Origin of the sequence: Streptomyces broussonetiae, assembly GCF_009796285.1 — a bacterium.
GTDB lineage: Bacteria > Actinomycetota > Actinomycetes > Streptomycetales > Streptomycetaceae > Streptomyces > Streptomyces broussonetiae.
The window spans coordinates 5,916,579-5,928,496 of sequence record NZ_CP047020.1 but is presented as its reverse complement, the minus strand read 5'-3'; the positions used below and the strand labels follow the sequence as shown (position 1 = coordinate 5,928,496).

The following is an 11,918-nucleotide window of genomic DNA, read 5'->3' as shown; positions in this document are numbered from 1 at the left end:
CTCGCTTAGTGGTCGAGCGGCATGGTGGCGGTCCTGGAGGCGGTCCCCAAGTCCCAGACGATCTTCGGGATGTGGACCGTGGCGGTGACGGTCACGGAGTCGCCGCCACCGCCAAAGGCGCAGCTCACCGTGATCCCTGCGCTGACCGCCTGTGCGCACGCCTGCTGGGCGTCCTGCCGCAGGGACGCGGCCCGGGCCCCGGCCCGGGCCGCCGTACCGGCCTGCTCGGCGGCGTAGACGACGGCGCCGATCTGGATGCCGGCCAGGGCGACGATCAGCAGGACGGGAATGAACCCCAGGTACTCGATGGCGACCTGGCCGCGGTCTCGGCCGCGACGGCGGCGGTACGGCAACGCACGGGGAAGCGGCATCTCAGTGCTTCACCTCCTCCACGGCGCCGGCGTGGCCGGTCACCGTGGCCGGGAAGTCGATCAGGCCGGGGAAGAGGACGGGAACGTGCAGCCTGACGTCGGCCGTCACATAGCCGCTGCCCCCGCACGTCACGTCGGCACTCCCCTTCCACGCCTTCGACAGGTGCTTCAGCCCCGCCGCCGAGCAGGCCGCCTGCCGGGCATCGCCCGGGGCCGCCGCCGTACCCGCCCGTACCGCCTCGTCGGCAGCATTCCCGGCGAGCGTGAAGGTGTACCCCACGAGTACGGCCTGCCACACCAGCACCAGGGTCAGGACGATCAGCGGGGTCATCCCGAGGAACTCGATGCTGACCTGCCCCCGGTCACGGTCTGCCTGCGGCCTCATCGCCCGTTCACTCCTTCCGCCGCCGGAATCCGACCGGGCCGCGCCCGCCCCCGCGGTGGGTCCCCTCGGCCGCCTTCGCCAGCCCCAGTTCCCCGGCGAGCGCCCACAGCGCCTGTTTCACCGTGCTCCTGCTGTCGAGTTCATGCACCCGGCCGGCGTCCACGACCGCCTGCAGCTCCTTGAAGTGGGCGGGCACGGTGGTCCGCGCGAGCGCCGTACCGGTGATGCGCTGCACCAGCGCCGGCTGGATCTCGGCGCTGCGGGTGTGGCGGTTGACGACGACCGTCGTCTCCTCGGCCTTGCGGATCTGCAGCCGGTCCCACATCCGTACCGTCCGCTTGGCGCCGCGGACGGCGATGACGTCGGGGGTGGTGAGGAGCAACGCGGTGTCGGCCATTTCCACCGCGGCGGCGCCCGCACCGCTCAACTGGGCGCCGCAGTCCACCACGACCACCTCGTAGCGCGAGCGCAGGGCACTGATGATCTGGCGGGCGGCGCGGTCGGTGACCTCCTCGCCGCGTTCGCCCTCGGCGGGGGCGAGCAGCAGGACCAGGCCGGAGTCGTGGCGGAAGACGGCGTCGGCGAGGACGCGCGGGGAGATGTCGGTGATGGCGGCGAGGTCGACGACGGACCGGCGGAACTGGATGTCCAGGTAGGAGGCGATGTCACCGGCCTGCAGGTCCAGGTCGACCAGGGCGGTGGGGCGGCCGGAGGCCTGTGCGGCGAGGGCGAGCTGAACGGCGGTGAGCGTGGCACCGACTCCCCCCTTGGCGCCGCTGACCGTGACGACCGTACCGCCGACGCCTCCGAACACGTCGGCACCGTGGCCGAGATGGCGGCGCACGCCGGTCGACCACTGGGCGACGGCCTGGACGCGGCTGGCGAGTTCCTCGTACGACAGCGGGAGCGCGACCAGGCCGCGGGCGCCGGAGTCCATGGCGGCGGCGAACAGGCCGGGGCTCGCGTCGGTGGTGACGAGGATGACGCCGACGGCGGGAAAGCGGAGCGCGACCTCGCGGATCAGCTCGAGGGCCGGTACGGGCCCGATCCGCTCATGGACGACGACGACTTCCGGCAGTTCGTCCACGGACTCCGCGGCCAGCCGGGCGAGCCCGTCGACCAGCTGGGTGGAGTCGGCCACCGGCGGCTGCGGTTCGGCGTCGGGGAGCTGGCTGAGGAGGGTGACGAGGGAGCGGACGGCGTCGGGGTCCGCTCCGGCCGGCAGGATCCTGGTGGGCATGCGGGCCGCCTCTCACTTGTCCGTCGCGAGTTCGTAGGTGCGGTCCTTGTCGGGGACACTGGTCTCGCCGCCGGGGGCCACCAGCGCGAGCCGGACGCGCTGGGCGAAGGACTCGGCGTAGGTGATGCGCTGGGCGTCGAGGGTGGACAGCGCGAACGTGATGGGGACGGCCTCGCTGGGCTGCTGCTGGTTCTTGCTGCTGTCGGGGTCGAGGGCGGTGATCCGGCCGACGTCGAGGACCCGGGCGTTGGTCACGATGATCTTCGACTGGTCGGGATCACCGTTGTTCTTCCCGGCGAAGGTGGCGTAGACATCGACCCGTGCCCCCGGAGTGATCTTGCCCGCTACCCCCGTCGCCGCGTCGATCATGATGGCGACCTCCTGCTGTCCGGGCTGCAGGGCGGGCTGGTCCACGACCATGTCGCTCTGCAGCAGGGAACCGGCGTGCAGGGTGGTGACGGCGATCTTGCCCTGGATCTGGCGGAGATCGGTGACGGCGTTGCCCGACAGCCACCGCCTGGGCATCTTGATCTTCTCGAACTGGCCGGTGTCCAGCGCCGTGTACGGCTTCACGTCGGACCTGACCCGGTAGGCGGTGACCTCCGGACCGACCTTGGAATTGACGTCGTGGACGACGGAGAGCACGCCGGCGAACGCGCCGAGAGCGCACAGGACCGACAGGATCAGCAGTATCACGCCGCGGCGCTGACGGGAGTTCATGAACCGTGCAACCTCATTGGGGGATCGGTCGGCGGGATGGGGACTTGTGGGTCGTGACGGGTCCGATCAGGCGGACGCCCCCTGTTCCAGGGCGCGGGGTGCGGAGGGTTCGTGGACGGGCGGGGTGGCCGAGCAGAAGACACAGCGGTCACCGATGACGTCCATGCCGCACCAGTGACAGCTGGTCTGCCGTACGGAGGTGACCAGTTGGTAGAGGACCGAGAGATCGGCGAGGTGGGCGCAGAACTCGATCATGCGGCCGGTGCCCCACCAGACGGGGGACTCGGCGGGCAGCGGGACCTCGCGCAGCCCGTGCACGCTCCACCGCCCGCCGAGTTCGCCGACCCACTCGCTGTGCATCTGCCCTTTGCCGACGAGCATCCAGGTGGTGAACTCGGGCCCCTTGAGAGTGGCCCCGGGTGCGATCTTGACGAGCTGCGGCTCCGGGTGGGCGAGCACGGCGAACTGGCTGCCCGGCACCCATGACCTGGCATGCGCCTTGAGCCCGACCGGCACCCGGTCCAGTCGCGCGACCGAGCCCAGCACCGCCCCGGCATGCAGGTAGTGGGTGAGCAGCCGCCCGGCGGAGGCGAGGACTCCCGGGCTCAGGTCGCAGGAGGCGAGCTGCCGCAGCTGCCGGGCGAGCACGGCGATGCCCAGGGGCGGCAGTTCGGGCCGGAAGAAGGCGATACGGTCGCTCTCGAGCAGCGCGCGCAGGGTGTACAGCCGCTGCAGGACGGGCTCCGGCGTGGCCCGGGAGCAGACGACCACCAGGTACCCGTGCTGCTCGAGCAGGGTGTGGAGTTCGGTGAGCGCGTGCTCCAGGGGCTTGTGCTCGAGGCCGCTCAGCACGACGGCCGGCACGGTCCGTTCGTCCTGGGCCGGCAGCGCCATGTCGGCACTGGTCACGGCAATGGCAGTTGGCACGCGCAGCTCCCCGCTCTTCACACCCGCCGACCGTCCGGGGTAACTCCCGTACGCCGGGACGACTTCACTGCGTGACTACCTGAGCACTGTATCCACGGCCGTATGGCCGGAGAACAGCGTTTGTGAAGCTCGCGTGGAACTCTCTGCGCGCAGGCCCCGAACAAGTCCCGCCAAAACAGGACAGGTTGAGCGACGGCACGCAGAGGATTTTGGTCTGGACCTCTTGACACCCGAATTGGTCTGGACCAACTTGTACGGCACAGCGATGGCCACCATCCCTCTCCGTCCTCCCCCTTTTCCCTCTCCCCTTCTTCCCCCCTCCCCATTCCGCAACGGCATGCTCGCCGAACTCCCCTTCCCCGGAGGCCCCAGTGGACCGCGCACCAGACGCAGGCATACCCAGACACCGGCCCGGCAGACGGCGCATCACCCTGTGGTCGGCCGCCACGGCCCTGGCCCTCTCGGTGGCGGGCCTCACGGCGGCGGCCGCCCCCGCCTCCGCGGCGGACGTGAACAACGTCAAGAACGCGGGCTTCGAGTCGGGCCTGGCCGACTGGACGTGCACGGCGGGCAGCGGCACGACCGTCTCCTCCCCGGTCCACGGCGGCGCGTCGGCACTCAGGGCGACCCCTGCCGGCCAGGACGACGCCCAGTGCACCCAGACGGTCGCTGTCCAGCCCAACTCGACGTACACGCTGAGCGCATGGGTGCAGGGCGGCTACTCCTACCTGGGCGTGACGGGCACCGGTACGACGGACGTGTCGACCTGGACGCCGGACACGTCCGCCTGGAAACAGCTGTCGACGACGTTCACGACGGGCGCGTCGACGACGTCGGTCACGGTGTACACCCACGGGTGGTACGGCCAGGCCGCGTACTACGCCGACGACGTCTCGGTCTACGGACCCGACGGCGGCGGAGGCGGCGACCCGGTGCCCACGGTCCCGGCGACCCCGACGGGCCTCGCCGTGTCGGCCACGACGTCCTCCTCGGCCTCCCTGTCCTGGTCCCCGGCGTCGGGCGCGACGGGCTACAACGTCTACCAGGACGGCACGAAGGTCACGGCGGTGACGGGAACCTCGGCGACCCTGACCGGCCTGTCGGCCTCCACCTCCTACTCCTACCAGGTGACGGCGACGAACGCGGCGGGCGAGTCGGCGAAGTCGACGGCGGTGACGGCGACGACGTCCTCCGGCTCGAGCGGCGGCGGCACCGGCGGAGCGCTGCCCAAGCACGCGGTGACCGGCTACTGGCAGAACTTCAACAACGGCGCCGCGGTGCAGAAGCTGTCGGACGTCCCGTCGTCGTACGACATCATCGCGGTGGCGTTCGCGGACGCGACCTCGACGCCGGGCGCGGTGACCTTCAACCTGGACTCGGCCGGACTGAACGGATACACGGTCGACCAGTTCAAGGCGGACATCAAGGCGAAGCAGGCGGCCGGCAAGAAGGTCGTCGTCTCGATCGGCGGCCAGAACGGCACCATCTCGGTGAGCGACTCGGCGTCGGCGACGAACTTCGCCGACTCCGTCTACTCCCTGATGCAGACATACGGCTTCGACGGCGTCGACATCGACCTGGAGAACGGCCTCAACGCGACGTACATGACGCAGGCGCTGCGCGCGCTGTCGGCCAAGGCGGGCTCCTCCCTGATCATCACGATGGCCCCGCAGACGATCGACATGCAGTCGACGTCGAACTCCTACTTCCAGACGGCGCTGAACGTGAAGGACATCCTGACCGTCGTCAACATGCAGTACTACAACAGCGGTTCCATGCTGGGCTGCGACGGCAAGGTCTACAGCCAGGGCTCGGTCGACTTCCTCACGGCGCTGGCCTGCATCCAGCTCCAGGGCGGCCTCTCCCCCTCCCAGGTGGGCCTCGGCCTGCCGGCCTCGACGAGCGCGGCGGGCAGCGGCTACGTCTCCCCCACCGTGGTGAACAACGCCCTGGACTGCCTGACGGCCGGCACGAACTGCGGCTCCTTCAAGCCGTCGAAGACGTATCCGGACCTCAGGGGCGCGATGACCTGGTCGACCAACTGGGACGCGTCGGCGGGCAACGCGTGGTCGAACTCGGTGGGGGCGCATGTGCATGCGCTGCCGTGAGGTGAGACGCGGCCGATGACCGAGTGACACGACGCCCGGACCCTGGGGGTCCGGGCGTCGTCGTCAGTGGGGTAGGCGGGGGTCGAGCCACCCTCGCCTGTGCCGTCGCCGCCTTCGGGCCCTTCCTCGACGCCCTCAAGGGTGCGCATGTGCAAGGGATCCGCGCCCGGTAGGGGTCCGCCGCCCGCCTCGCTCACTCGGCTTGCGTCCCGGCTTCCTTCGCGGTTTCTTCCGCGCCTTCCTCGAAGTACGCGTCCAGCACCGCGTCCAGCTGCTCGTCCCACTCCTTGAAGCGGGCCTTCGTCGTGGCCTCGATCTCGATCGGGTACCAGCGGCGGTCGGGCGTGTGGACCGTGATCGTGAAACGCCTGCCGAAGCGGGGGGACTCCGTCTCGACCGCCGCGATCTCGTCCCAGCGGAACTCGCAGGACTCCTCGTCCAGGCGAAGGCGGACGCCCTTGCGGTCGGCCACGATCTTCGCGCGGCGGTCGGACGCCTCGAAGACGGGGCCGTCCTCCTGCGCACCCTCGTCCGCGTCTTCGGCCTCCGCGGGCTCCTCGGGCCGTACCGACGCCTCGGCCTCCTCCACCTCCTCCGGCTCCGCCGCTTCCCGCTCGGCGGACGCCGGCTCGGCGGAAGCGGACTCGTCGGACTTCGCCGGGGCCGTGAGCCCGGGGATGAAGGCCGGATCGAAACCGGCGCCCGTCACGGGCTCCGTCTTCAACGGCTCGGCCTTCGACGGCTTGCTGCTCGCTCCTGTGCGCTGCTCCACGGCGGAAGTATGGACGACTTCCCTGTGCCGGAACCAGTCAGCCCGCCCATCCCCGGTTTCACTCACGTCACGTTCACACGAACAAGCTCACCACCGCCGCCACCGCGAACCCCGCCACCGACAGCACCGACTCCAGGACCGTCCAGGTCCTGAGCGTGTCGCGTTCGCTGATGCCGAAGTACTTGGCCACCATCCAGAAGCCGCCGTCGTTCACGTGCGAGGCGAAGATGGAGCCCGCCGAGATCGCCATGATGACCAGGGCCACGAAGGCCTGGGAGTGGTGGCCGGCCGTCAGCAGCGGTGCCACGATGCCTGCCGTCGTCACGATCGCCACCGTCGCCGAGCCCTGCGCCACCCGCAGGACCAGCGAGATCAGGTAGGCGAGCACGATCACCGGGAGGCCCACGCCGTGGAACGTGTCCGACAGGGCCTGGGCCACCCCGCTCGCCTTCAGTACGGCGCCGAAGATCCCGCCCGCGCCGACGACCAGCAGGATGTTGCCGACCGGCTTCAGGGACGAGGTCGACACCGACTCCAGGGACTTGCGGGACCAGCCGCGGCGGATGCCGAGCAGGTAGTAGGCCATGAGCAGCGCGATCGTGAGGGCGACGAAGGGGCTGCCGAAGAACTGCAGGACCGAGCGGGTGGGCGACGGGTCCAGGGCGATCGAGGAGAAGGTCGCGGCGAGGATCAGGACCAGGGGCGTACCGATGATGCCCAGGACCGTGGCGAGCGGTACCGGACTCTCCTGCGGTGCCACGCCCTGCGCGCGCTGCTCCGCCACGACAGCCCGCTTGGCCTCCTCGGCCGCCTCGACCATGTCCTGCGGTACCGCGACGAAGATCCGCCGGCCGATCCAGGCGGAGAAGCCCCATGCGGCCAGGACGGCGGGGATGCCGCAGACGATGCCCATGAGGATGACCCAGCCGAGTTGGACGTGCAGCAGTGCGGCCGCGGCGACCGGGCCCGGGTGCGGCGGCAGGAAGGCGTGGGTCATGGAGAGGCCGGCGAGCAGGGGCAGGCAGTACAGGAGGATCGACCTGCCACCGCGCTTGGCCGCCGCGTAGACGAGCGGCGCCAGGACGAAGATGCCCACGTCGAAGAAGACCGGGATGCCGAAGATCAGGCCCGTCAGGCCCATCGCGAGAGGGGCGCGCTTCTCGCCGAACAGGGACAACAGCCGCGCGGCCAGTACCTCCGCGCCTCCGCTGACCTCCAGGATCGCGCCCAGCATGGTGCCGAGGCCGATGATGATCGAGACGTGGCCGAGGATGCCGCCCATGCCGGACTCGATGGTGGAGACGGCGCTGGAGCTCTGGACGGTGCCGAACAGTTCGGTGACCGAGAGGCCGGCCAGCAGGCCCACGGCGATGGATACGGCGAGGAGGGCCACGAAGGGCTGCAGCCTGACCTTGATGATCAGGAAGAGCAGCAGGGCTATGCCTATCCCGGCGATGGTGAGGAGTCCGGGGGTGCCGTCCAGGAGGAGGAGCAGGCCTCCGGTGTGGGGTGGTGGCGGTGGGGTGGTGGTGCTTGCGGCGGCGTAGAAGGACATACGGGGGTCCTCTTCTTAAATGCATCGTGCTTTCGGGCAGGGGGGATCACGGCACGGCACCCTTGAAGGTGCCGTGCCGTGACGGACGTACGGGGTGAGGAAGGTGAGGGGTCCTCAGCCGAGGACGGCGAGCGCGTCGATCTCGATGAGGAGGCCGGCCGGGAGACCGACGTAGACCGTGGTCCGGGCGGCGGGCGGCTGGGTGAGCCCCTGCTCCTCGAAGTAGCTGTTGTAGATCTCGTTCATCTCGGCGAAGTGGTCCACGTCCGTCAGATAGACGCGGATCATCATCACGTCGTCCCAGCTCGCGCCGCCCTCCACGAGGATCGCCCTGACGTTGGCGAGGGTCTGCAGGGTCTGCTCGCGCAGGGTGGGGCCGGCCGGCGTCGGGGGCTTGCCGTCCTCGGCGGGCAGGAAGCCGACCTGGCCGGCGACCTGGAGGATGTTGCCCTTCTTCACGCCGTGCGAGAACTTCGCGGGCGGGGTGGTGTGGGTCTTGGGGGTGAGGGCGATCTTCTCGGTCATACGGGATCCTTGTCGGTCCTTGTCGGTCATGATCGGTTGCGGCCGGTCATGACGGGTCCCTCGTGGGGTCCGTCACCGGCGTTCTTCCGGAGTACTCGCCGCTGATCGCGTCCGCGGTACGGCGGACCTGCGGGAGCAGGGTGAGGAGTTCCTCGGCGGTGACGACCACGTTCGGCGCGGACACCGACATCGCGGCGACCACCCGGCCGTCGGCGCCGCGGATGGGGGCGGCGACGCAGTTGATGGACTCCTCGTGGCCACCGAGGTCGGTGGCCCAGCCCTGTTCGCGCACCTGCTCCAACTCCCGCAGGAAGGCAGGGGCGTTGGGGGTCGAACGGGCCGTGTACAGGGGGTAGTCGAGCTGGTCCGCGAGGGTGCGGCGCTCGGGTTCGGGGAGGTCGGCGAGGAGGAGCTTGGCCACGGCCGCGACGGTGATGGCGACGGGCTTGCCGATCCTCGAGTACATGCGGACCGGGTAGCGGCTCTCCACCTTGTCGATGTAGAGGACCTCGTTCTCCTCGTGGACGGCGAGGTGCACGGTGTGGCCGCAGGCCTCGTTGAGCCGTACGAGGTGGGGGTGGGCGATCTCGCGGATGTCGAGGTTCTCCATCGCCTCCTGGGCGAGGGCGAAGAGGCGGGCGCCGAGGCGGTAGCGCTGGTCGGACTGGCGGTAGACCAGACCGTGCTCGTGCAGGGTGCGCAGGAGTCGTAGCGCCGTGGACTTGTGGACGCCCAGGCGGTCGGCGACCTGCCCGAGGTCGGCGGGGCCCTCGGCGAGCAGCGGCAGGATGCTCAGGGCGCGGTCGACGGTCTGACTCATGGGGTGTTCGCCTCCTCCTCGGCCACGTCGGCTTGCGTCCAGCCGGGGCCGAGTCGAAGTCTCCCCCATGCGGTGTCGTCGAGGGTGGTCAGGCGGTCGGCGTGGTCCCGGGCGGGGGGTGCGGCCAGGTCGCCGGGGGTGGTGAGGGCCGCCGCGGCGAAGAGGTGGCCGTGGCGGAGGCGGGACTTGAGGGGGAGGTCGCGCAGGGTGCCGGAGAGGAAGCCTGCGGCGAAGGCGTCTCCGGCACCGGTGGTGGCGACGACGTCCACGTCCAGGGCCGGTTCGAAGACGGGCGGCCGGCGCCCGTCGAAGGCCGTCGCGCCGCTCGCGCCCTGCTTCACCACCAGCACCGCCGGCTCCGGCAGCGCCTGCCGGACGGCCCGCGGACCCCCGGTGATGCCCCAGGCCTGGGCCGCCTCGTCCTCGCCCACGAAGACGACGTCCGCCCGCCGGGCGAGGTCCAGCAGCACCAGCGGGCCCTCGGCCGTCCGCCACAGACCCGGCCGGTGGTTCACGTCGAAGGACAGCAGCGGCCGGTCCGCACGAGGCGCCGTCAGCTCGCCCAGCAGCGCACGGCAGTCGGCGGACAGCGCGGCGGTGATCCCCGACAGATGCAGGACCCGCCCCGCCCGTACCGCCGCGAGGTCCACGTTCGCCGCGCTCATCGCCGACGCCGCCGAGCCCGCCCGGTAGTACGCCACCTCGTGCGCGCCCGTGCCCCGGTCGCCGGCCGTGCGGAAGTAGATGCCCGTCGGGCGGGCAGGATCGCGGCGTACGGACGTGACGTCGACGCCGTATGCGGCGATCCGCTCGACCAGGTGGTCGCCGAAGCCGTCCGCGCCGACCCGGCCGACCCAGCGGGCGGTGTGGCCGGCGGCGGCCAGGACGCAGGCCACGTTGGACTCGGCGCCGCCGATCGCGCGGTCGAAGGAGGGCACGTCCGCGAGGCGGCCCGGGCGGCCGGGCAGGAAGGTGACCATGGACTCGCCGAGTGTCACCACGTCCACGGCAGTCGCGCTGCCACCGACGTCCGCGATGTCCGCGCGGTCGTGCGCAACGGTCGAGGCGTAAGCAGCGTCGTTGATGATGACTCCTGTCCGATGCCCGGGTGACGGCTCCGTTGACCCGGTGTCGGCGAGATGTTAGACAGCAGTTAGCAATCCATGCAATGGCTGTTGCAGAGAATGCAACGGCGAGAGAGGGGCTCCATGAGCAGCAGCGAAGCGCTCGCCCGGCTGGCCGAGGAACGCGTCGACCACCGCTTCAAGGGCCTCCCGCCGGACGCCGACGGCCTCACCGTCGGCGAGCTGGCCGCCCAGCGCCGTAACCTCTTCGCCGAGGCCGACGGCTTCGCCTCGCCCGTCCTCGCGCTGTCCGCCGAGCGCCTGGAGCACAACCTGGCACTCATGGAGACGTACGCCGCCCGGCACGGACTCGCCTTCGCCCCGCACGGCAAGACCTCCATGGCCCCGCAGCTCTTCCACCGCCAGCTCGAGCACGGCGCCTGGGGCATCACGCTGGCGGTGCCCCACCAGGTGCGGGTCGCCCGGGCGTTCGGCGTCCAGCGGGTCTTCCTCGCCAACGAGCTGGTGGACGCCCCGGCCCTGCGCTGGATCGCGGGCGAACTGGCCGCCGACCCGGACTTCCGGTTCGTCTGCTACGTCGACTCCGTACGCGGCGTGCAGCTGATGGACGCGGCCCTGAACGGCTCCGCGCGGCCCGTGGACGTCGTCGTGGAGCTGGGCGCGGGCGACGGGGCCCGTACCGGCGTGCGCACGCAGGCCGACGCCCGCGCCGTCGCCGACGCGGTGGCCGCGGCAGCGACGCTGCGGCTCGTGGGTGTCGCCGGGTACGAGGGCGAGGTGCCGCAGGCCGATCCGGAGCGGGTGCACTCGTACCTGCACCGGCTGGTGGCGCTCGCCGTCGAGTTCGACAAGGACGGACGCTTCACGGACGCGCAGGAGATCGTGGTGAGCGCGGGCGGCAGCGCCTGGTTCGACGCGGTGGCCGATGTGTTCGCGCAGATCCCCGAACTCTCCCTGCCCGTGCTCAAGCTGCTGCGCTCGGGCGCGTACGTCTCGCACGACGACGGGCACTACCGCCGGATCACCCCCTTCACCCGGGTCCCCGAGGAGGGCGCCCTGGAGCCCGCCTTCCGGCTGTGGGCGCAGGTCGTCTCCCGGCCCACCCCCGAGCAGGCCTTCGCCAACGCGGGCAAGCGCGACGCCGCCTACGACCTGGACCTGCCGGACGCCCAGGTGGTACGCCGAGGCGGTGTCGAGCGCCCGGCCGACGGGATCACCGTGACCGGGCTGTCCGACCAGCACGCCTGGCTGCGCACGGAGCCGGGCGCCGACCTCGAGGTCGGTGACTGGATCGGCCTCGGTCTGTCCCACCCGTGCACGTCCTTCGACAAGTGGCAGCTGATCCCGGTCGCGGAGGCGGACGGGACGGTCGTCGACTACATCCGTACGTACTTCTAGGAGCCGGTGAAA

The 11,918-nt window shown here is 71.0% G+C and carries 12 protein-coding genes; 2 read left to right on the top strand and 10 right to left on the bottom strand.

Annotated features, from left to right (window positions below; translation table 11 throughout):
- Window positions 1–5: 5 nt before the first annotated feature.
- From GQF42_RS27535 to GQF42_RS27515, 5 genes are all read right to left on the bottom strand, one after another.
- A complete protein-coding gene (locus GQF42_RS27535; protein WP_158930658.1) occupies window positions 6–353 on the bottom strand; it encodes a TadE/TadG family type IV pilus assembly protein in 348 nt (115 codons plus the stop codon).
- A gap of 19 nt (window positions 354–372) precedes the next feature.
- Window positions 373–756 (bottom strand): TadE/TadG family type IV pilus assembly protein, encoded by a 384-nt coding sequence (locus tag GQF42_RS27530; RefSeq protein ID WP_158924213.1) that lies wholly within the window; start codon window positions 754–756, stop codon window positions 373–375.
- A 7-nt stretch (window positions 757–763) separates the two neighbouring features.
- Window positions 764–1,996, bottom strand: coding sequence for an AAA family ATPase (locus GQF42_RS27525; protein WP_158924212.1), 1,233 nt, complete (start codon window positions 1,994–1,996; stop codon window positions 764–766).
- A gap of 12 nt (window positions 1,997–2,008) precedes the next feature.
- Window positions 2,009–2,716 (bottom strand): Flp pilus assembly protein CpaB, encoded by a 708-nt coding sequence (cpaB, locus tag GQF42_RS27520; protein WP_158924211.1) that lies wholly within the window; start codon window positions 2,714–2,716, stop codon window positions 2,009–2,011.
- Window positions 2,717–2,782: 66 nt separating this feature from the next.
- The gene (locus tag GQF42_RS27515; RefSeq protein ID WP_233273807.1) at window positions 2,783–3,610 is read right to left on the bottom strand and encodes a hypothetical protein; all 828 of its coding nucleotides are present in this window, start codon (window positions 3,608–3,610) and stop codon (window positions 2,783–2,785) included.
- Between the two features lie 404 nt (window positions 3,611–4,014).
- Between GQF42_RS27515 and GQF42_RS27505 the strand changes: the two genes are divergently transcribed.
- Window positions 4,015–5,751, top strand: a complete 1,737-nt coding sequence (locus tag GQF42_RS27505; RefSeq protein ID WP_158924209.1) for a chitinase — start codon at window positions 4,015–4,017, stop codon at window positions 5,749–5,751.
- A 193-nt stretch (window positions 5,752–5,944) separates the two neighbouring features.
- On the opposite strand, the gene GQF42_RS27500 is transcribed toward GQF42_RS27505, so the two are convergent.
- The 5 genes from GQF42_RS27500 to GQF42_RS27480 all read right to left on the bottom strand — a co-directional run bounded on the left by GQF42_RS27500 (window position 5,945) and on the right by GQF42_RS27480 (window position 10,430).
- On the bottom strand, window positions 5,945–6,523 hold the full coding sequence (locus GQF42_RS27500; RefSeq protein ID WP_158924208.1) for a hypothetical protein: 579 nt from the start codon (window positions 6,521–6,523) through the stop codon (window positions 5,945–5,947).
- Between the two features lie 73 nt (window positions 6,524–6,596).
- Window positions 6,597–8,078, bottom strand: a complete 1,482-nt coding sequence (locus GQF42_RS27495) for a GntP family permease (protein ID WP_158924206.1) — start codon at window positions 8,076–8,078, stop codon at window positions 6,597–6,599.
- A 114-nt stretch (window positions 8,079–8,192) separates the two neighbouring features.
- Window positions 8,193–8,603: a RidA family protein gene (locus tag GQF42_RS27490; RefSeq protein ID WP_158924204.1), complete on the bottom strand. Its 411-nt coding sequence runs from the start codon at window positions 8,601–8,603 to the stop codon at window positions 8,193–8,195.
- 46 nt (window positions 8,604–8,649) lie between these two features.
- Window positions 8,650–9,423: an IclR family transcriptional regulator gene (locus tag GQF42_RS27485; protein ID WP_158924202.1), complete on the bottom strand. Its 774-nt coding sequence runs from the start codon at window positions 9,421–9,423 to the stop codon at window positions 8,650–8,652.
- A complete protein-coding gene (locus tag GQF42_RS27480; protein WP_158924200.1) occupies window positions 9,420–10,430 on the bottom strand; it encodes a sugar kinase in 1,011 nt (336 codons plus the stop codon). Before GQF42_RS27480 ends, GQF42_RS27485 begins: the two co-directional genes overlap by 4 nt.
- Window positions 10,431–10,631: 201 nt before the next feature.
- Here GQF42_RS27480 and GQF42_RS27475 point away from each other — a divergent pair, with 201 nt between their 5' ends.
- Window positions 10,632–11,906 carry an amino acid deaminase gene (locus GQF42_RS27475; protein WP_158924198.1) on the top strand — a complete coding sequence of 425 codons (1,275 nt, stop codon included), beginning with the start codon at window positions 10,632–10,634 and terminating at the stop codon, window positions 11,904–11,906.
- Window positions 11,907–11,918 lie beyond the last annotated feature (12 nt).